At 44.1% G+C, this 20,458-nt stretch carries 24 protein-coding genes and 1 pseudogene; 13 read left to right on the top strand and 12 right to left on the bottom strand.

Annotated elements, in window-relative coordinates:
- The first annotated feature begins 923 nt into the window (after window positions 1-923).
- The gene (locus tag IXB50_RS20210; protein ID WP_215610805.1) at window positions 924-1,085 is read left to right on the top strand and encodes a hypothetical protein; all 162 of its coding nucleotides are present in this window, start codon (window positions 924-926) and stop codon (window positions 1,083-1,085) included.
- A 308-nt stretch (window positions 1,086-1,393) separates the two neighbouring features.
- Complete coding sequence (locus IXB50_RS20205) at window positions 1,394-2,056, top strand: sigma-70 family RNA polymerase sigma factor (protein ID WP_215610804.1); 663 nt, start codon at window positions 1,394-1,396, stop codon at window positions 2,054-2,056.
- 5 nt (window positions 2,057-2,061) lie between these two features.
- Here IXB50_RS20205 and IXB50_RS22900 read toward each other — a convergent pair.
- The 8 genes and pseudogenes from IXB50_RS22900 to IXB50_RS20170 all read right to left on the bottom strand — a co-directional run.
- Window positions 2,062-2,231 (bottom strand): annotated as a pseudogene (locus tag IXB50_RS22900) (tyrosine-type recombinase/integrase); the annotation flags it as partial.
- A 404-nt stretch (window positions 2,232-2,635) separates the two neighbouring features.
- The gene (locus IXB50_RS20200; RefSeq protein ID WP_215610803.1) at window positions 2,636-3,361 is read right to left on the bottom strand and encodes a hypothetical protein; all 726 of its coding nucleotides are present in this window, start codon (window positions 3,359-3,361) and stop codon (window positions 2,636-2,638) included.
- Between the two features lie 311 nt (window positions 3,362-3,672).
- The gene (locus IXB50_RS20195; protein ID WP_215610802.1) at window positions 3,673-4,359 is read right to left on the bottom strand and encodes a pentapeptide repeat-containing protein; all 687 of its coding nucleotides are present in this window, start codon (window positions 4,357-4,359) and stop codon (window positions 3,673-3,675) included.
- Between the two features lie 928 nt (window positions 4,360-5,287).
- Window positions 5,288-6,922 carry a hypothetical protein gene (locus IXB50_RS20190; RefSeq protein WP_215610801.1) on the bottom strand — a complete coding sequence of 545 codons (1,635 nt, stop codon included), beginning with the start codon at window positions 6,920-6,922 and terminating at the stop codon, window positions 5,288-5,290.
- 368 nt (window positions 6,923-7,290) lie between these two features.
- Window positions 7,291-8,103 (bottom strand): hypothetical protein, encoded by an 813-nt coding sequence (locus IXB50_RS20185; RefSeq protein WP_215610800.1) that lies wholly within the window; start codon window positions 8,101-8,103, stop codon window positions 7,291-7,293.
- Window positions 8,104-8,175: 72 nt separating this feature from the next.
- The gene (locus tag IXB50_RS20180; RefSeq protein ID WP_215610799.1) at window positions 8,176-8,475 is read right to left on the bottom strand and encodes a ribbon-helix-helix domain-containing protein; all 300 of its coding nucleotides are present in this window, start codon (window positions 8,473-8,475) and stop codon (window positions 8,176-8,178) included.
- A gap of 39 nt (window positions 8,476-8,514) precedes the next feature.
- Entirely contained in the window at window positions 8,515-9,129 is a 615-nt protein-coding gene (locus IXB50_RS20175; protein ID WP_006513436.1) for an AAA family ATPase, read from the bottom strand.
- 136 nt (window positions 9,130-9,265) lie between these two features.
- Window positions 9,266-9,799 (bottom strand): hypothetical protein, encoded by a 534-nt coding sequence (locus tag IXB50_RS20170; RefSeq protein WP_215610798.1) that lies wholly within the window; start codon window positions 9,797-9,799, stop codon window positions 9,266-9,268.
- A gap of 239 nt (window positions 9,800-10,038) precedes the next feature.
- Between IXB50_RS20170 and IXB50_RS20165 the strand changes: the two genes are divergently transcribed.
- From IXB50_RS20165 to IXB50_RS20120, 10 genes are all read left to right on the top strand, one after another.
- On the top strand, window positions 10,039-10,623 hold the full coding sequence (locus IXB50_RS20165) for a hypothetical protein (RefSeq protein WP_215610797.1): 585 nt from the start codon (window positions 10,039-10,041) through the stop codon (window positions 10,621-10,623).
- Window positions 10,620-10,973: a hypothetical protein gene (locus IXB50_RS20160; protein ID WP_215610796.1), complete on the top strand. Its 354-nt coding sequence runs from the start codon at window positions 10,620-10,622 to the stop codon at window positions 10,971-10,973. Before IXB50_RS20165 ends, IXB50_RS20160 begins: the two co-directional genes overlap by 4 nt.
- Window positions 10,974-10,987: 14 nt before the next feature.
- The gene (locus IXB50_RS20155) at window positions 10,988-11,485 is read left to right on the top strand and encodes a hypothetical protein (protein ID WP_215610814.1); all 498 of its coding nucleotides are present in this window, start codon (window positions 10,988-10,990) and stop codon (window positions 11,483-11,485) included.
- A 16-nt stretch (window positions 11,486-11,501) separates the two neighbouring features.
- Window positions 11,502-11,828: a hypothetical protein gene (locus IXB50_RS20150; protein WP_246564763.1), complete on the top strand. Its 327-nt coding sequence runs from the start codon at window positions 11,502-11,504 to the stop codon at window positions 11,826-11,828.
- An 818-nt stretch (window positions 11,829-12,646) separates the two neighbouring features.
- Complete coding sequence (locus tag IXB50_RS20145) at window positions 12,647-12,973, top strand: pentapeptide repeat-containing protein (protein ID WP_215610794.1); 327 nt, start codon at window positions 12,647-12,649, stop codon at window positions 12,971-12,973.
- A 5-nt stretch (window positions 12,974-12,978) separates the two neighbouring features.
- The gene (locus tag IXB50_RS20140; RefSeq protein WP_215610793.1) at window positions 12,979-13,458 is read left to right on the top strand and encodes a hypothetical protein; all 480 of its coding nucleotides are present in this window, start codon (window positions 12,979-12,981) and stop codon (window positions 13,456-13,458) included.
- A gap of 537 nt (window positions 13,459-13,995) precedes the next feature.
- Window positions 13,996-14,775, top strand: coding sequence for a hypothetical protein (locus IXB50_RS20135; protein ID WP_215610792.1), 780 nt, complete (start codon window positions 13,996-13,998; stop codon window positions 14,773-14,775).
- Entirely contained in the window at window positions 14,772-15,662 is an 891-nt protein-coding gene (locus tag IXB50_RS20130; RefSeq protein WP_215610791.1) for an ATP-grasp domain-containing protein, read from the top strand. Before IXB50_RS20135 ends, IXB50_RS20130 begins: the two co-directional genes overlap by 4 nt.
- Window positions 15,663-15,762: 100 nt before the next feature.
- Window positions 15,763-16,506, top strand: coding sequence for a hypothetical protein (locus tag IXB50_RS20125; RefSeq protein ID WP_215610790.1), 744 nt, complete (start codon window positions 15,763-15,765; stop codon window positions 16,504-16,506).
- A gap of 186 nt (window positions 16,507-16,692) precedes the next feature.
- Window positions 16,693-17,466: a Stf0 family sulfotransferase gene (locus IXB50_RS20120; protein ID WP_215610789.1), complete on the top strand. Its 774-nt coding sequence runs from the start codon at window positions 16,693-16,695 to the stop codon at window positions 17,464-17,466.
- A 231-nt stretch (window positions 17,467-17,697) separates the two neighbouring features.
- Here the strand turns inward: IXB50_RS20120 and IXB50_RS20115 are convergent, their stop codons facing one another.
- The 4 genes from IXB50_RS20115 to IXB50_RS22305 are packed head-to-tail and all read right to left on the bottom strand — an operon-like array spanning window position 17,698 to window position 19,944.
- Window positions 17,698-17,985 carry a hypothetical protein gene (locus IXB50_RS20115; protein WP_215610788.1) on the bottom strand — a complete coding sequence of 96 codons (288 nt, stop codon included), beginning with the start codon at window positions 17,983-17,985 and terminating at the stop codon, window positions 17,698-17,700.
- Window positions 17,986-18,015: 30 nt separating this feature from the next.
- Entirely contained in the window at window positions 18,016-18,780 is a 765-nt protein-coding gene (locus IXB50_RS20110) for a DUF6753 family protein (RefSeq protein ID WP_326520856.1), read from the bottom strand.
- A complete protein-coding gene (locus IXB50_RS20105) occupies window positions 18,770-19,483 on the bottom strand; it encodes a P-loop NTPase family protein (RefSeq protein ID WP_215610786.1) in 714 nt (237 codons plus the stop codon). The genes IXB50_RS20110 and IXB50_RS20105 overlap by 11 nt, the downstream gene beginning before the upstream one ends.
- Before the next feature lie 26 nt (window positions 19,484-19,509).
- Window positions 19,510-19,944, bottom strand: a complete 435-nt coding sequence (locus IXB50_RS22305; RefSeq protein WP_246564761.1) for a hypothetical protein — start codon at window positions 19,942-19,944, stop codon at window positions 19,510-19,512.
- Between the two features lie 303 nt (window positions 19,945-20,247).
- Between IXB50_RS22305 and IXB50_RS20095 the strand changes: the two genes are divergently transcribed.
- A partial coding sequence (locus tag IXB50_RS20095) for a MobA/MobL family protein (RefSeq protein ID WP_215610785.1) occupies window positions 20,248-20,458 on the top strand: 211 nt, incomplete at its 3' end.

Here is a 20,458-nt window from a genome sequence, read left to right as displayed (position 1 = left end):
CTACACTCAAAGCAAGACCCTTAAAGAGGTAGGAACTCTTTAAGGGCTGAAATCCGGCTAGGACAGGTTTGCTATTTTTGTGTCTTTAGTTTTCGGATACACCAGGCGATGGTGGGCACTATGGTCCACCTCGCCAATTCAATAATCATCTCGATTAGTAGGGGTAAGTGTAGGGTATGTGCGCTGAAGTGCAATTAGCCCAAATCAGGAGGCTAAAACGACGGAATTTCGTTGAAATCAGGCCTATTTTTTGGATATTGTTCCCGAAGAAAAATAAAAGCGGAAAGCATTGCTACAAAAGGCTTTCAAAATTCTAATTGCACCTGAGCGTAGCGACCCTACAATCCCCCCATCATCGAGAATGGATAAATAATCAGGCACAAATAAAATATGTCAGTTTGTAAAGATACAGTCCGCTCTGCATAAAAAATGCATATTTCAAGTGAGATATAGTTAGAGGCCCTACATGTCAGTGTTAAAAAAGCTGTCGGGATTCTAAACTTTGGGCATTTCAAGCTTGAGCTGGCTACTCATAATGGCGCTGAAAAGTTTATTTATCAATGCTTTCGAGAGGCTCCAAACGATATTAGTTAATCGCAAATTGTTTCGTTTTGTAAAGATGTCAACTAATCTGCGTAGAAAAGCATCATTTGCAGCGAGATATAATTAGAAGCGTTTAATAGTCACCCTTGTATCGGGTCTAATAAACGTATTTCTAGTTTTGGACATTTCCGGTTTGGGTTGGCTACTCGTAACGGCAATGTCCACCTTAAAACTTAGCTCAACTATGTTCAGCTACCTCTTCATAGCTGAATACTTTATTATTAATAAATATGAAGATGCGATGACCCGAAGTTCATCGAGAGGTTATACATGCATTTGAGTAGCCAACTCAAATTGTAAAATCTCGAGGAAATTTCCTTATGCCAAATTTTCGACAATCGAAGCCGAAAGCGGTTACCGCAGTGATCTATTTCTTCATTGCGGCACTGTTGAGTAAGTCGGTATCGATGAACTTTGAAGCCGAACAACTGCGTATCAACATTGAACAAGATCAGAGTGAACAGCTAGACCTGGAACACTAAGCTCTTGTCCATAAAATCTGTCTACGGGCTCTCAATTTGAGAGTCCATAGACAGTCAATACCAACAAATCTAATGTGTGAAGTGATTGAAGCCTAGCTGCAACGAAGGGCAATTAGAAAATTCAACCCTCTATATATCAGTGCTTTGAGTGCTTATTTTTGTGATAGGCGTAATATCAAACAATCAAGCTGATTAGGATATTAGCAATGAGATTCCGTTGTTTTAAACGTCAATTTTGAGCTGGTTTCCTCTGGTTGCAAGTTACGTTCAGTAACTCACTTACATTGAGTATCTCTGCTTCTATTGACGTGGTCCAAGAAAATTTAGATCAAATACTTCAAAACTTAGCTCATGTAGCTCAATGTGCTCCGCCTCGTAGTAGAGCACAACGAAAAGCGCTTGCACAGTTGATAGAAATCTTGTTAGCCTCAAAGAGGCTAGCAAGACCAAAAGCCGGTAAGTTCAGGGGCTTTTACGGCGATATCTACGAAGACGCACTTCAACGCCTCTTTGCTTACATATGTGAACGGATATATAACTACAACCCTAACAGAGGTAGCTTCCTTGGTTGGGTGAACTTTCTTTTACAACGAAGATTTTTCATTGAGGCCAGTCGCGATTACATGCACCCTTTTCCAAAAAGTGTAAATGCCCCTTCCATAAGCGAACTGAGATGGAATAATCTAGACAGCATCTCAAGTGAGGAGCTTATATCCAGTAATTCAAATTCAGAAACATTATTAGATGATTTGAGGCAATATATAGAAGAAGATCCAGAAGGTATATTTCAATCACGTCACGTTCAAGGACATCCAGACGTTCACTTCCAAAAAATCTCTTTGATGCGCCTAGACGGATATAAATGGGAGGAGTTATCTGAAAAAATGGGCGTCTCTGCAACAAGCCTATCAAGTTTCTATCAGCGATCTCTTAGTAAATTTACGCCACATCTCAGAGAAATGCTGATGTGATTGATTCAGAACCTTAGCCGTATCCTCTCAATCTCATCAAGGCTAATCTTATCACTCCGCCTATCATAAAGCCTTGTAGCACGAATATCCGCATGAGCCGCTATCTTCTGGGCATTATCCAAACTTCCCCCATTCCGTAGAAGTTAGTAATCCCAGATGCCCGAAATGTATGGTTACGGGGTTTCAGTATCATCGGACCAGAAACCTACGCTAAGCAGATCCCATTTTTGTACCAATTAAACCTACCTGGCTGAAGGCGGCTGAAACCCTTGGTATACCGTTATGGTTTTCTGTACCAATTAGGGTAAGGATTAAATGTTACAAAGATAGAGTCTTAATTATAGTTCATATTTACTACACTAAAAACCTTTCACGGCAAAGGTTTCAGCCTTAGCGCAGGTTACTGTTCCATTACTACTCAAAGGCCAGCTCTACAATATTCCGCCCTCTGTCTTCGTCCCAAAATATGTTGGTTAGCATCCATCAGTAAAAGATGCGATCAGGCCAATGCCCTCTATGAGTAGTTTGGATAAACGATGCTCGAAAACTCAATAAATAAGGTATTTGAGTGAATAGACACTAAGTCTCATTACGCTCTTCTTGTATATTTGTTTCTTCTATTCTTTCTTTGGGAAGAAGATTCAAGGGTATACGATTATCAGCTTTTATTTGAAGCTGTCCTTGAGGAGAGGAGAGGACAGCTTTTCTGAGATGCCACTTCTGTATTATCTTGTTTACTAAGTTTTCTGTTTGAGCCCGACTTCTTGAAAATCTTTGGAAAAAGCTATCATGCCCTTCGTTAGCTTCCAAAAAATCATCATACAGCTCGAATAAAGTGCTCTTTAAAAAATCAGGATTTACAATATTTTCTTTTGAAATTTTAGGTAAAATCCTTGGAAAGACATTCATGACTATCCAAGCTAACTCACGACCAATTGTTGTAGAGTTTCCTCTAAGTCTACTTGAACTATCAGAATAAGCCTGAGAGTCTTGATAATAATAATTAAGTGATATAAATCCTAACAAAAAGCTTATTGGATCAAGAGCTCCACTTTCCAAATTCTCTTTAAGGTGTTGGGAGGCGTTATTAAATTTTCTGTTGTTGACTTTCTGGGTGATGCCGAATGCACCATCGATTGCAAACCCTGAAATAGAACCTGCAGCTGCTGTTTGTGCAGTATATCTAAAAGATTGATAAAAATTGAGGTCTTCTGGTACTGTTAACAAACCTATAATAGCACCAGCAGTACCAAGAAAAGCTCCCATAATGGTAGCTCCCTTAGCTTTTCTCCAGAGATTAAACATAATATTCAGTTTTCCTCGTTATCCATATAAGCCTCAACAAAATAGGTTGAGAGTAAAGCAGTAGTGGATATCGTAAGAACTATAGAAGAAATCTGAAATAACAGGGATGGATATTTCACAAATGGATGATTGCGAGGTATTAGAATGAACCAAGCAATAGTCGCAATAATCGTAAATCTCGCAACATGTTTTCTAAATCGCAACAGGCGTACAAGCTTGACGAACTCATATACATGGTCGGTTTTGTCTATTTTTTCCACTTTTGCTTCCTCAACTTAACTATTTATTATACCTTGTGATAGGTGTCAACCTTATCTCGGGCATGTCCGGTTCGGATCAGTTGCGAAGTCTTCAGGGAGAATAGACTTACAAAGGTAACTCTTCTGAAGCTGTTTTTCATCAAGATTAGCATTCGTAAGGTTAGCACCAACAAGGTCTGCACCAGTGAGGTCTGCACCAGTGAGATTTGCACCAGTGAGATTTGTACCAATAAGAACAGTATGTTGGATTATGGCATCGCTAAGGTCTGTACCGTTGAGGTCTGTACCGCTGAGGTTGGCATCGCTAAGGTCTGTACCGCTAAGGTCTGTACCGCTGAGGTTGGCTCTGATGAGGTTGGCATAATTTAGATCGACACCACTGAGGTTGGCATCGCTGAGGTCAGCACCACTGAGGTCAGCACCACTGAGGTCAGCACCACTGAGGTCAGCACCACTGAGGTTGGCATTATTGAGGTCAGCACCGCTGAGGTCAGCACCGCTGAGGGAAACGATTGGTTGTTTAATCTCCAAACCATCATTCTGTTTACTCTGAACAAAGTCCATTTGAGACAGAAATACAATGATTTGTCCTTTTCTCTGTCCATCTAGATTGGGATCTCTTAATAGAGTTGCGGTGGTAGCATTTACGATAGTACGTATGGCTTGATTCCTGTCAGCTTCTAAATCACCTTCAACATTGAGTAGAATATTAGATAATTGGCTAAGGTAATACTCCATCGTGGCTTGCTGTAATCTGTCTGACTCTCTTTTTTCTCTTCCATTTTCATAAAGTAAGCTCGCATACACTAGCACGATGAGTATTGACAACAGAGTGATTGTTAATATCGTAGAGCTTAGCCTGTCAACAATATCGAAGATTGCTAACTGATTCAGATATCTCCTAGAAGGCTGAATTAAATGTTTTTCTAACTTGACAAGGGGACGATTAATAGAAAAAAGCGCTCTCCTCAGAGGACTTGTCAGAATCTTCTCGGCGGTTTCCCAATCTTTATCTTTAACTCCCTTGTCTACTTTGCCGAACAATAGCCTAGTTCTATAAAGTTCGAAGGCTATTTTCTCTTTCTCGTTGTGATGCTTCCAATTCCGACGCATTGTCTATTATCATTTCGACTGGCAATAGTTTCACCTAGAAATCTACAAAGAACAAGCATTTAGGCATGGGCCTTTGTGTAGCAGTCGCTCAAAGACCTACGCTAAGTCGCCAACTATTTGTGTAGCTTGAACAGGCCTAATTGAGTTAGCTAGGCGAGACCTCTCACGAAGCCCCGCCCGCCTTCAGCACCCCTTATTTGAAACAACCTGCAGGTCGAAACACCCAAGCTAACGTGGGCATCTTCTTATGGCAGAAATTCTACCCACAGATAAATGAACCCTCGGCAGGCGCACCGCTCCGTAGGCATCTCCCTATGGCGTGAATACTACCCTGAATAAGGTAGCTATAATTGCTTACGCTAAAAATTACGCAAACGACCATAATCCTTGCTCTGATGATTCAAGGTAAGGGTTTGATTTCCGATAAATTAACTTATTTGACTTACACTAAAGATTACACGAACGGCTGTAAGCCTTGTCCTGAGGCAGGATAGGTGATCATTGGGGCTTAGCTCTATATCCGTTGTAATCGGTGTTGTCGTAGACAATTACGTCAGCCTGGCGGGTCGTTTCGTCTAGCAGTACGCCGAGCGTGGGCTTCGGCTTGAAGAATGGGATCGTCAGAGGTCTCCCAGCGGTCTAATTGAGCATCATAGTCGCGCTGCAGCTGGTCTAACTGGTCATCAATGTAAGAGTGCTGCCTTACTTTTTGAGTGTTCTGAGCGTCACTGATAGCTTGGTGAATGTGCAATCGGAGTTGTTGAGGAATGGGGCTGAGTTTGGCCGAGGAATTATTACACCCAGGCTGCTCGATAATATCCCCATCAATAGACCTAGACCTGTTGATATGAGATGTATTACATCCATTCTCCCAATAAGCTTGTGAGGATTGCGTTGGGGTCTCTTGCCCCAACGTATCCCCTTGAGAAGGAGGGGGGTTTGGGGGGATTTTTAGGTCGCTGGCCGCAGCTGCGGCTGACATAAATCGAGGATGCCACAGGTCCTTGTGCTTATACAGTGAACTGCCGCTAATGCCCTGGGTTGTTAGCTGGTCAAAGCGTTCTGTAATTCCGGCAGGCCAGGTGTCTGTTGATTGCAATGTTGTAACCGTCTGGGTAATGCGTTCTCTGACCTCTGTTTGTTGACGCTCATTCCAAGAGGGTCCCGCTGGTGCGATGTCGATGGTCAGCTTATCTGCCCCGTACGGGAAGTAGTGACTGGCTTCGATGCATCTGACCCAGTCTTTGACTTTGGCTTCAAGGTCGTTCTGATGACGGCACCAGAGGGTAAATCCTGGCAGACTTTGAGCGGTTTCCATGATGTGTCCCACTAGGGCGTCCCCTGTGAGGGGGGCTGATGCCCCTAAGATGTGACCAAAGATATAGGCCCGCATAGTGATGCGGCCCAGGAGTCGATTGGTTTGCCCCCGACCCGTCCACCCGAGTGCGATCTCGGCATTGAGGTCGTTGAGGAATTTTTCGGCCTTGTGAGAGACGCGATAGATTTTGCGCTGGGCCTGCTCGATGACGAGTTCTAGGGTGTGGCTGGTGATGTCATTGTGGGCAGTGGCCGTTTCCCAGTGATTGATGAAATGAAACCCGCTGCTTTCGATCGGGTGCAGGTCGGCATTGAGTAGATAACTGCCCTGCTGGAGGGGTAGCCGGTGGCCGTTGTATAGAGTGTCTCCGGTTGGGTTGTAGGCTTTGGCGTTGGGGAAGACTTCTAACCATCCAGGTATGACTTTAAAGCCTTTGTTCTCAAGCAGAGTGGTGATAGCCAGCCCGACTTTCCAGGATGGTAGCGGCGTTTCAAAGGGGAAGTAGAGGTGGAGACCCCCGCTATCTGAGCTGGTGAGTGTCAGGTGTTGGCATAGGTCTAGGGGTTCGAGGGCTTCGCAGATGCGTGCGATCCCGAGCGGGTCACGCCTGGGGTGATAGGGACTGCCCGAATCGATATCGAGCATGGCGTATTGGGTGAGTGAGCCGAATCGCACACCGTAGAGATAGGTGCCCTGGTTAATAAGTCTGTCGGATAGGGGGTGTCTGGTTTCTGTTTGCCACTGAGGCTTAGTGCCAGGGTCAGGATGTGGGGCATAGAGATAGTCAAATCGATGCGGCCACAGCGCCAGGAAGCGATCATCCAGCTCCTGAACGAATGTGGGCCGCTGCAATGAGGATGCAACTGCCATGATTTTGGTGGTTAGTAAGGGGCAAAACCACCAGACAAAAAGGCATTCTGTAATCAGTTGCAGGAATGTTCTATTCCCGCTAAAATTGCACATGAAAACCCTGTCAACGTCTTAACTGGGTTTCCAGTCCGTGGTTAATGACGTCGTGTCCAGTGGATAAATTAAAGAACTAAGAAGCCTTCCTCGCCGCCAAGTTTGGAAGGTTTTTTAGTGCCTGCAGATATTTAGTTCATAGATACTACCTCCTTTGTGATTCAGAGATCTTACAATGTCCTGTCTGAGATCTGCCACTGACAAATAAAAACAAAATATTAGTTGGGATGATCCATTTTTGAGTTCACTAGTTATCAAGTTCACATGTTCGCAAGTTAGCTCTCAGGTGTTTCGCTTGGGGGCGCTATTCGTTTCCGATACTTCATTTGAGTCAGTCGGATCGCTTCATCGTGGGTCTTCTCCAGGTCCTCTAATTCCAAAATCGAAACCAGCTTTTCGCAGTAAGCGACCATTTCTATTCCAACAGACTCAGGGATGTAGTTGCGGGCGATCGCTTTACTGCCTGAAACGGGTTCTTCCCAAAGCTGCTTCATTTCAGCCGCGTTCATTCCAAAGAGGCCGTTATAGACATAATTAGTCCACTTGCCGTATTTATAAGGGCTACCTTCTCCCTGTTCGGCAATTGTCCAACTCCAATCTTGACGGGCGGGTTTCCCGGCTTCGCGTGATACTAACCAGCGCTGGACAACTTCATTATCTTCGCGGGTGTAGGTCTGCTTTAGGAATGTATAGGCAGCGGCGTAAAGACCTTCAGCGGCATACCAGGCGAGGAAGTCAATCAGACCATTTCTTGCTTTTGGGCCAAGTCTGCCTGGGTTCTTGAGCCAATCGGAGACCAAATCTACCCAGTCTGATACCTCAATGACGTTGTAGATGTTATTATCGTTTGCCTCAATTTGAATCACCCTAAAGAGCTTGCCAGACGGGAGTTTGAGGTGGCTACCCCCCTCGTTATGAATCACCCTCTTGACGAAGGTGGAAAGGGGCACATTGGTATGGCGACTCATACCCCGATAACCTACGCCGATGGTGGGTTTAGCGGCTCCCAGTCCGTCAGGGTCGATCACAATGGCGTTGAATGAGCGGCCCTTGAATTGGATGGGGATAATCTGACCTGTTTCTAACATGGGTTGTGAGATTGTGAACAAGTTCAGGCGTGATGATGTGGTCTTGTGATTGCATCTGGTAGCTGAGCCGGTTTAGCCTGCATCGCTTTTGACCGGGAATATGGGCGCTTTCCCTCGGCTGGATAGAAACTGATTCATTGCAGTGGCGATCACGTCTTCTAAGGTGATCTCATCTTCTACGGCGATCAATTTCAGGGCCTTTAGGCATTCCGGGGGATAGTAACCGCCGATATGCTTTTGGCCAGCTCTAGAGCTTTGCTTTTTGGTGGTCTTTGCTTTTGCTTCCGGTGCTTCCGCTTCGGTGGTGACGGGTTTCTCCGCTGGCGGTTCAACCTTGGCCTTGATTGCATCGGCAATGGATTTCTTAGTCATCTTGTGAGTTAGTGATAAAGTTCAATTGTTCACAAGATATCACAGCCGTGAAAGCCAGCGCATAAGCCGTTTTACCTCGGCAGCGGCTTTTCCACTGGGGTCGTATTCCAACACACCCTGGCCGCTATTGAATGAGTGGCTGAAGGCGACCCGCTGCCAGAATTGGGCGGGAGCCAGATTTAGGCCGATTTCTTTGATAGCGTTCTGGGCGTCATTCTGCATTCCTTTTGTCGGAGCAGAGTTGATGACCACATGGGCCTGTTCTCTCTTTTTGGCCAGGGATACTAAGTCATCTGTATAGCTGAGGGCGGCGATGTCTGGCAGACTGGGGCGAACCGGGATTAAAACGACATCTGCCACCCTGGCTGCTGCGAGTGATGTTTGATCGCTATGGGGCGGAGTGTCGATCACGACATAATCACAGCCCTGGCTCTCGGCTTCTTCAATGATGGTTTTTATCTGATGACCTTGAGCCGGTATCGTGCCCGGTTCATCTTCTTCTCTTTGTTGACCCCAGACGGTGGCGGTTGCCTGTGGATCGCAATCGATGATTAACCCGGACTGACCCTCTACATGCATTGCGATCGCAATGTTCACCGCCAGGCTGGTTTTCCCGCAACCGCCCTTATTGCTGACTATGGAATAAACTTTCATCTCACTGGTGAAGTTGTGAACTTGTGAATAAAACCACAGATTCACTGGTGAAGTTGTGGTCTCAGAGATTAGAGTACCGGATTATTTGAATATTGAGATCAAACGTTTACGTCTGTTTAGGGTGGAAGTATTGCGCCTACAGTTTCTCCACTTTCCAGGCTGTTTCAGTCCCATGGGTACCTGCTTTGCTAAACCGAAATCCATGGAATTCAAGTTTTTCTCCTGGTGGCAGTGTCTCTAGTTCTAAAACTTGGGCGAGCTGACTACTGCTTAGCCACCAGTTTTGATCGGCCAGTTCTTGTAAGCCCCGTAGTTTGCTGAGTAACTGCTCGAAGTCAAAGGCGGAGGTCGCGTTGTGAGCTGCAATCGCTAGTTCTGATGACTGAACCTGTCTCATGTCCACTGGACTGTCGGCCCGACGTGTAGGAAGCTGACGCAACACTTGATCAGCGGCTTCCTGGGTGGTTTGCCCTTGCTGTATCAGGGCTGCCATCCCATCCAGGTATTCCAACATCTGTCGAGTGATAAAAGACCGCTTACCTCGTTTAGTCGGAATCAGGTTGCGATCGCGTTTTTTTAAGGCATCCATGCGGGTATACACCTGGGAACGATGCACACCGTAGCGATCCGGTAGCGAAGCAACGGGTATTTCGTCCAGCTCAGCATCCATGGCAACCAAAACCTAAGAACGCCTAATACTGTAATTCCTTCTGTTGCGTCTCCTGATCTATCTACTGTCATGTAGACTGCCAAGGTTTTATCTCTTAATCAATAGTATTTGACGTGTCCGTTTTATTGTCCTATTGTAGTGTCGAGTGTACGGGCGTACATTTGATCGCATTGGAACCGCACATCAAAAGTACAGGCCCCGCACACACACAAACCCTTGTAGTCATTAGGATTTCACTAATGAATAGCACATATTCGGACGTCCGGCAGGACGTTCTATCGGACGTGGCGGCGTACACAGGCGGACACCACACCGCACAATCCATCGCAGAAGCGTACAACGTTTCTGATTCGACTATCCGCAATCGCTGGTTTCCTTGGTTAAAGAAGGTAGCCCCCGAGTCGTTGTTGAAATCTGGGAAGGGATATACCGACCTAGCGCGCACCCTGTTTTGTGAGTTTGCTGAGGTGAAGCACTCTGAACGTGATGCCTGGGTGACCGATGCCAAAGCCCGTTACTCCCACGAATGGGCCAGCGCTGGCGTCATTGAAGGCGAACTCATGCCCGATAGCGTCAGTAGTGCTCTTGCCCTACGCCAAACTCAGAACGGCATGATGCAGCAGTCTATTGCAGAGGAGTTGGCCGACCTGGAGTCCTTTGTGGATCAGCTGGCGGTGACAGAGGCAGACTTTTCTGATGCTGAGCTGGCCTCATTTCAAGCAGCAGGCCAACGCCGGGGCATGATGCGATACAAGTTGGAACTGCAGGCGGAGATGGATACCTATGGTCAGCTGAAACAGCGACGGATGGGGAGTGGCCAATGACGCGGAATATTGTGGGGCTGTTGTGGATTGCGATCGCAACTACCAATTGCCCAGAGGACTTAAGTCAGATTCTCCAACCGTCAGCCGTTGAAGCGGTCGAAACCTCAGCGGCCCCACCTCCAGGGTTAGAACCCTATAGCGTGGATGGCAAGCTGAATGAGTCTGAAATCAAGGCATTGCTGTATCTTCAGTTTCCGCAGCAGTACGACTCCATCACCGATAGGTTTGGCTTCCCCGCTTACCGGGATAGCCTGAATGACTATTACTCACTTCCCAACGGTCGATGGGTCGCTGTTCAGTACTCAGGAAAGACCGCAACCGGCATTAAATTTAGCGATTCAGGCGACTGAGAAGGAGTAACCTAGTGAGTAACACCACCGCATCAAGCGTGATGAAACTGCCCGAGCTAAAAGAAAAGGTTAGATATACCTGGGATATTCTCAACGAATGGGATGGAGCAATTCTCCAACCTGAGAATTTTGCCAAAGAAATGAAGACCTTTGGTGACCGCAGGTATAAGAAAACCTGGGTTAACGCTCTGTGCAAATTTGAAGCAATGCTTGCCTATGCAAGCTGCTTAGACTCTTGGATGTTGCTCACTAGTACCTTTGCCTTTCGGCCTGAGCGCTGGGACTACGAATATCGTCATCAAATCTTTAACGAGTTCCTGATGTATCCCAAAGCAGTAGAGATTATCAAAACAGGCTTAGAGGACATATTCCATAAGGATTTTGACGTCCAAGAGAGAGAAAAAGCAGATGAGTTTTTTAGACTTTTGGAAGAACGAGAAGGATCGGCTGGAGCCATCGGATTCTCAACTAGATTTACTGAGCAATTCGCAGGATCTAGGACCGCAGCGTAAGCGCTTCACTGGCGCTATGGCGTTTAGACGGTTTACCGATACTATCAAAGCGAATGGCGGTGACGAGAAAGCCTATGCCCAGGCAGTAGTGACAGAAACGAACGAATTGTTTGGCTGTACTGTCACTGAGTTGTATGAAGGCACTGGCGGAAAGACAAACCGTAGAGACACGTTACCCCACGAAGTTCAACAAGCTTATACGGTCAACGAATCGCTCTCAGCGTATGAGCTTGAGCGGATGGAAGGCACTATTGGAGGTGAAAATCAGAGAGAAGTGAATAACAAAATTAATGCTGTTGTTAGGGAGCAGTCTAAGCAGACGCGGAAGTGGTTACCTTGGTAGGTGAGTGACGATGCTCCGCTGGAGCGGCTTGCGATCTCAAACTAGCCAAGCAGTTATCTGCTTAGCCACGTCACCTTGATAAATGCTTTAGGCTGGATGAATAGTACTAACTGTGCCCTGGTTGAGACTGGGGCTTTTTCATGGGCTAGCTTTGGCGGCGGAATAGTTGCGTCGGGAGCAGCTAGTCCCAATATTTTAGGGAGATTCAAGCTCCTCATCGAATGAGAAATCAGGGAGACAGAGTATAACAAGTGAATTATTTGAGTTAATCCATATCCAGAACTTTAAAGTTGTAGGTTTTTGCACTGCGTGAACAGAGACTAGCTCAAGAGAGCTTCTAATGTGACTGTAATTTCTATAAAAAAAGGAGAACAACTCTTGTCGTCAAGCTTATTTGAGTTTGTTTATTGATGAGATAATTAACCACGTATCAGATTTAATCAGGATTTTTCTGAGACCATCTTTTCCTATGTCTATCCACAAAATCTTCTCGCAGAAAATTTGTTCATCTGCAAATACTTATGGTGTTCGGTTGAAGCAAAACATGAATTCAATATCTAGTGCTCGATAATTCGGATGAGACATAAATACTTTTCACTTACCAATAAAAAATACAATGAGCTGTACGTAATGTAAGCCAAAATAGTTATAATTACATGTAATATGCTTGAAATATATATTTTTTTAGATTATATTCAAGTCGGTTGAGGCTTGTAGTATAGAAAACCTGAGAATCATGCTTGACTGATTGCGATGTTTTCGAAATTGGCTGTTAACGATGTTCTTTGATTTCTGAGTCGATAAGTAAGGACAATGTCATGACTGACTGCGAAACCGACAATATACAAAAAGCTACTGAATCACCATTGCGTCCCAATATGGTGGTTGTTAAGGCTGATGCTACCTCATCTACCTTCTGTAAGGTTAACTCTAGTCATTCTATCATTCACGAAACCTCTTACTTTAATTGCAGATTCAACCGTGCAAACTTTGAGGGAAGTGCTTTTAGTGGATGTGATATTGATGGCGCTGTTTATGAAAATTGCAGCCTTCGAGGGGTTGAGTTTGTCAATTGTGATATTGATGGACTGATTATAAATGGTGTTAACGTGGGCGATTTGTTTAAGATGTTTGTCCGAGGGTAGGAGCAATGGTTAATCCTGAACAAATTGGTCAACAAAATATACGTCCATTTATCCCATCCGAAGATCGCTCTGATATCTTGCGACGTCTATCTGTTAGTAGACAAGAGCAAGTTACTAATTCAGTGGAGCAGATAATATCAGCTCAGATTGAAGCACCGCCTGATACTTTACAAGCGGGTAAAGCTGGTCTATCAGAATTCGACTTCTTCCTAGCTGATCCTGGAAAAAAGGATGGCGGTAAAGATGGTGGTAAAGATGTGAAAGATGGAAAAGAAGGCGGTAAAGATACAAAGGAAAAGGAAGGCAAGGAAGCTAAAGACAGTACTGAGGGAAAATTTGGAGGTGGAGGAGCAGATGCTGTGTTCGATCTACCTTTATCAAAGTACGGAAACCCTGCCTTAATTAATCAACAACAACTAGGTCAAATCGAGAACTTGCATAGTGCGCGCCTTGACAGGTTAATTAACAAAACCCCAATTATTTAAGAAGGGGGTTGTCTACCGATTAATCTCTTGAAGAAATTGGGCATATTATGCCCAATTTAATTTTAATACGCCCGCTATGGTTACATTTAACTAAATTAATAGGCAATGGTTTGTATTAGTACGCGTTTATCCTATGCGTATTCATTGACTCCATTACTATCCTAGAGGAGTGTTTAAAAGCATCGATAAGTAATTTCAAATATACATATTCTTATAATGCTAATCCCTTAAAAGTATGGCATTCATCAAAATTTCTGACTAATTTTGGCAGTTAAAAATAGCTGATATGTTTGATAAAACACTTCTTGTATCGAAGTTTTAATATCAAAAAAATGTCTAATTTTACTAATTAATTCACTTATTATTTGGTTGTCTAAAAGTATCTTTACCTATGTACTTGTTTTGCTTGTATTATCTATCTCAATAACTTTCTGAAAGTATTATCCTAATAAAGATTTATTTATGTTTAAGCTACTCTTCTAAGATATGACTAAATGTAGTTGGAACTGTACTACTTGAAACTGATAGGTATGGAATATGGACCTTCTGATAGTTGCTGATCCAGATGATAGCCTAGCTGTTTCATTTTCAGAGTTTGTCAAGTCATCAGGGATAAATGTGGCTAGATTATCCTTGATTGAAGCATCTAAAATTTTTACTATTGAAATTAACAGATGTGGCACAAATGTTTATCCTGAGGTTCCTCAATTTATCCGTATTCCATCTTTACCTATCCAAAGAAAAAGTTTCGACTCTGAATTTTATTACGGTGAATGTTTTGCTACTCTTTGGGCAACAGCAGCATTTACAAAATCGCCTGTAGTTAATAGACCATCGACTCAGGGGCTGTTTGGGAACTGGACTTCTTCAGCTCTAATTACCGAGAATCAACTTAATATCAATACTGGTCGGTTTGAAGCATTTTCAAGAAAGCCTCAAGCATCCTTTGAAAACTATGGCTTATGGATACAGGATCTTTCTACGTGGCTTGTTGAGGAATCACCTAATATTCCTAACGGAACTGGGCCATATCGCTATAGGCCTGCAATTCATAGTGGTGGATATGAGTTTGTAACTGTTGTTGGTGATAGTGCTTGGAGGGCTACTTCTAAGAATTTAGAAGGAATATCGCTAGAGGCTGAGAGCATTGCAATAATAAAGAAGCTTAACTTAACCTTCGGTGTTGTAATCTGGAGCATCTCAAGCTCTTTAGATGAGGTTTTCCTTGTGAAGGTTGAACCTTTCCCTCAAATGTCGTTAGTTCAGTTCAATTGGTCAGATGTACAGAAAAGCCTTTTGAAAATATTACTGACATGATTTATGCAATTGGGCTAGATACAGATAAAACATATATTCATTTTTTGAAAGAAGCACATAGAAGAAAAGTTGAAATTCAGCCTATCAACTTACGTGCACTAGCAATGGGGGAATGGGATATAGTTCTTCCAGTCAATGAAATGAGCGCTTTGTATATAGATGGAAAATATGTTGCTCTCGATCCAAATGGTTCGTATTTTTGTAGGTTAGTTGACTTAGCATCAGTCTTTTCTAATTTCAATGAAGCAACATGCTGGAGAGGAATGATCTTTGGATTATCAGCTTGGCTAAGAGAAATACCAGGAGTTGTTATAAATCGGCCAGGTTTTCAAAATCATAATAGTTCCAAACCGTTCCATGAAAATTTCCTACAATCCTTAGGTTTTTTAGTCCCTCCCAGCATCACAAGTTCTGATGCTAGTCGCCTTTATGAATTTGCTTGTTCTGGACCTACAATTGTCAAAACCATATCTGGTGTTCGTGCAAATTGCCGAATTGTTTGTGCTGATGAGTTCTTAGACTTTGACTCCTCCCAAGGACCTGTTCATTTACAACGTTATATTGATGGTTCTGACATTAGAGCACACGTGATTGGAAACGTAATTCATGCTCAACTAATTCAATCCTCTAAGGTTGACTATCGGCTTGACTATCAAGAAAGTACTTTTCAGAAATATCAGTTTCCGGAGGAGCTAGATCAAAAAATTATAGAAGCAACCAAGAAAGTTGGTCTCACACTAGCTGGTTGGGACTTTAAGCTTACAAAGGATAATAGGTTTTGGTGCTTTGAAGTAAATCCAACACCAGCATATGACAGTTATGATCGTAGGGCAAATGGTGATATAACAAGCTCCTTAATAGATTTTCTTATCAACTGTAGCAACTAATATTAAGAGAATAAAACATTTCAAGTTAACAATCAGTTTAAATGAGCTATTAAGATACTTTATCGCATTGATAATTTGAAGATAATTCTATTTTTTCGATATGCAAAAAGATATATCTAATTACAGTTATATTCCTATTCTTAACGAGGAAGAGTGTAAAGAAGTAAGAGATAATTTGTATGCTTTAAGAAGTTACTGGATTAAAAGAAGCTATGATACTCCATGTAATTTTTTCACACTCGGTGTAGCCACTTATCTTGACGCTAGTGAATCCCAAAACGTAAATGAGACATATCATCAAAGACTTCGTCTTTATAATTCAATTTTGTCAGAATATTTTGGTTGTCTTCTAGAAAAGATAAGAAGATCACTTCAGGAGTATTTGAATTCTCCAGTAACCTACACGAAATCTTTTGCGTTGCCAGGTTTTCATATTTTCCTAGCTCCAAGCTTGTCATCAATACCGCAATCTGAACCACATTTTGATCGTCAATATCATTTTCTTCCTTGGTCTAATGCATTAGATAGGATAGAGCCAATATCATTCACCCTAGCAATTAATCTTCCAAAATCCGGAGGTGGTTTAGATTCTTGGGAAGTTTCACAATATACATTAAATAGAGCTTATCGTTGTGGTCTTGTGCATACAATTGAAAACTATTTAAAATATGTGTCTCGAAAGGAGAAAATTTTTCATTCATATAGAATTGGCTATTTATTTTTACATACTCGTGTATTTCTGCATCGAATTTCAGCTACCCAGAATCTTACTTTAGAAGATGAAAGAATTACTTTGCAAGGGCACGGTGTTCGGATAAAGGGAAAATGGATTTTATATTGGTGATTGTAGTATGACTGATATTTCGCTTAGTAATAGCTAAATTCTCTAGGGCACCTCGATTAATTGCCTGACTGCGTCTTTTGAGAAGCTGAAACTGCTGAAAATCGTTGTCACTTTTAAGAGAACCTGAATAATTAGAGATGCCCTCTAGTTCTTTCCTGTGAACAAGCTGATTTTTTCTATTAAAAGATGCTTAAAAAAAAATCATACATTATATGTACAACGCCAAGATGCGGTAGCTCTCTATTATGTGAACTCTTGAGCAATACAGGAATCTTGGGGTATCCGAAGGAATTAGAAACTCAAGATAATGAGTTGGTTTGGAGAGACTATTATAAATTTCCCCACTATAAAGCGTATCTTGATGAGTATCCTGTTTTATGTACTTCATCCAATGGCATAACAGGCGTAAAGCTTATGTGGATGCAGCTAGAAAAATTAATTAAAAAATTACGAGCGACGCCGGAATATGCATGGTACAAGATGCCAAATCTGCTTAATCAATATCTTCCAAACTGTCATTATATATACTTACGCCGGCACGATAAGCTGAGGCAAGCAGTCTCCTTTTCAAAAGCCATCCAAACTGGGGTTTGGAGCAGTAATCAGGAGAATATCAATGATAAGAAAGAGTTGGAATTTGATTTTAATCAGATTAACGATCTAATTCAATTAATCTATGATTATGAATTGAAATGGTTTTCCTTCTTTAAAGAATATAGAATTAAACCTCTCATTCTAGAGTACGAATTTTTCCATATAAATTTTGCGGAAACTATTGTAGAAGTTCTAAATTATCTAAATTTAGATGTTCCCGAAAAGCTTGAATTGCCTGCGCCAAGCTTAAGAAAACAATCAGATAAACTAACAGAACTCTGGATAGAGAAATGTATGAAAAATTATCAATTCAACAAAAACTTACCATTCAAAACTCGTGTCGATAACTACTTTGGGACTCTATAGTATCTTCTAGATCAAGTTCTATGCAGGGGTGTTTGAGTTAGCTAGGCGAATCACCCCTGTATGTGGGTGCGTAAAATAATCGTCTTCTATTAAGGACTCGCTCCGCTCGGTTATATTTTGTGGTGCCCCAAAGCCCCACCACACCTCCCACCCATGGGGCTACCGGCAATCGCTCTCAATCTCTCCCCGTTAAGTCAGCCATCGTAGATATGTAAACGTATCCCATTGAAATTATCGACACGGTTCGACATTGGTCCAAATCCAGGCAATGCGATCCACTTCATCGAGGTCTCCCGGTAAGCGTTTGGCCTGCGTGAGTTTCTGTAATGACTCCGCGCCGTGTACCAGGAAATAGCTTGAGGATTTAGAGGAATGGAAAATCTGTACCCCTTCTTCGTGTGGACTGTATTGAGCTTTTAATTTAGGACAGCCGCGCTGCTTAAACTCTACTGATAGGGCGTCAGCAATTTCATGCATGAGATCTGTGTAGCGGTCTAGAAGTTTTTGAGCTTGAGTCATGGGTAAATAGTCTCCGTTTGCCTGAGTTTTTTACTGACACTGCGGATCATCAGCAGATTTAATGCCGTGATGACACTCCGCTCGATTCGCCTTTTCCAATAACCACTCCATCTTTTTCGCCTGGTCCTGCTGCTGAGCCTTCAACTGCTGAATCACCTGACCCTGAGAGCTGATGTGCCATAACGCGAATCCCCAGGCCAGCGACAGGATGATCGAGAAGACGGTGTTAACGCTCGATATCCAGGTCTGCTGATTTGTGAGGTAGCTGAGATCGCTGAGGTGTCGGTTGGTGTTGTCGAGCCGGTTGCCGACTTGCTTGCTGTTCTCCGATGCCGAGACCGAGTGTTTGTCGATACTGCTCAACCTCGACTCGAAGCTGTTGAGCGTCATTAGCATTCTGTTCGACTTCTCGTCGGATGCCGTCAATGAGGCAATCAGTAGCCGCAAGCTCTGAATCAGCTCGGCTGATGTCTGAGTGTGTAGCTTCAGGCTTTCGAGACTCTTTCGATTCTGGCTCGACCATTGGTTTAGTTCCTCATAGATATCGTCAAAAAAGGATTGCCAATTTTCGGGGGCTTCCTCCACCAGCACCAGGAGGTGACCAATGGCGACAAAGATCATAAAGAACTCATTGTCCTCATCGATGCCATAGCGCAGCAGCACCCCCCGCACCCTGGCTTTAGCCTCAGCCGTGGCCCCCTCTAACGCTCGGTCTAACATCGACACGCGGCCAGGGCCATCGTTCAAGATGTCACCATAGCCCTTATCCCGATTTCCGAGGTTGCTACTGACCATTAGCAAAGACCCCCGCCGCCTCAAACTGCTCGAATGATTTACGCAGGAATGACTTCACCCCTTGTCTGCCGATGGGGTCTAATTCATCGGATGCCTTAGCCGCTTCAAATGTGAGGGAGCGCTCATCAATTTTGTCGCGCACGGCACGGCCCACAAACTTCGGAAACTTCACCAATTTCACCCCGGCTTCGCGCATCCGGTCCATGAGTGCTTGATTATCCTTGAGCCTTTCCCAGCGCTCGGTCATGCCATAGTTCGCGACAAAGACATGCTGTACGCGATCACCAAAGGTATCGAGCATTTCGCCAAATAGCTTGAGCGAATCTAAGCCGCAATCCGACACGAACCAACTTACAAAGGACACCTCAGTTTCATTGGCTAATTCAAGCAGCTCATTATCATTAATCCATTGAGTTAGGGCAGGCATCGCTTGCGCCGGTAAATTAACCAACACCCGATGTCCTTCCAAGGCTGCATTAAAGATGCCGTTGGCGGCATCGTCATAGCGTTCTGCTTCAGAAAAAATAGCCTGCCTGCAGCCAGCCGGTTGCCCATAAATTCTTAATACATCGGCGTTAGATCTGTCAGAGTCGAAGGGGACAAAATCGATCTCGCGATCTAAGTGATAGGCGATGGCGGTTCTACAGACAAAGGACTTTCCGACGCCGCCTTTCTCGCCGCCAAACAAATGAATATCGGCCATAGCTCAAACCCAAAAAATCAAACCTGCTAAAGGTCAAAATCATCGTTGTCAAAACCAGAGCCCGGTTTTGACTCAGGAAGGCGATGAGCCTCCTGTTTTTGAGTAGATGTCCGTTTCTTGTCCGAGACCGTTTTCTTATCCGGCTGCTGAGTGGCCTCAGTGTCAGCGGCACCCCCATCACCATCGAGATCAAACAGGTCCCGTTCATGGGGCCGAGTCAGGAAGCCATCCATCATTGCCAAGAGGTCTTCTTTTGGCCAAAGACCGGCCTCAACTTTTGCCAATACCGCTGCCCCGATGAGCACTTTCCGGCGCGTCTGTCGCTTACGCTCCAGCGTCCGTTCCGTGGCTTTGGCCTTTTGTATCTGGGCCTTAAGCTTTCTCTCTTTTTCTAAAAGGGCCTCAAGTTTTTTCGACATATGAGGTGCAATGACGATAGCGCTGTCAGTGGAACTACGCACAGGCTAGCGCCAGACATCAGAGCGCATCACCGCGTGTTAAGCAAGCACAACAAAACGTAAATCGTCGTATCCAAGGGCGTGATTCCCCACTAGCTCCAAGCCCCAGTCGGTTGGATCGGCTTAGGGCCTAAAGCCGCTGCCGGGGATTGTGTCCATGGGATGCGAAAAATGTCGCGGCTTGGCTGCCGGAGGCAGCCGCGTCCCGGCGTTCGCCAGAACGGAAGGGCGCACTTATACATCACTGCGTGATGCCGTGCGCTGGGGCTACGCCCCTCGACCCCCACCCCTATAGCAGTTGTAGTTATGGCAATCTACAGTTTCCGAATGCAGGTGATCAGCCGAGGCAAAGGTCGAAGTGCGACGGCTGCGGCTGCTTATCGCTCGGGTGAGCAAATCAAAGATGAGCGGACTGATGAGACCCATGACTACACGGGTAAGAGTGCGATCTATGGCAGCGACGTTTTACTCCCTGAGAATGCGCCGGAGCGATTAAGCGATCGCTCGACGTTGTGGA

This window comes from Leptothoe spongobia TAU-MAC 1115 (assembly GCF_018739885.1).
In the GTDB taxonomy this organism is placed as follows: domain Bacteria; phylum Cyanobacteriota; class Cyanobacteriia; order Phormidesmidales; family Phormidesmidaceae; genus Leptothoe; species Leptothoe spongobia.
Note: the sequence above shows the minus strand (reverse complement) of the source record. Positions and strands in the feature narration are given on the sequence as shown.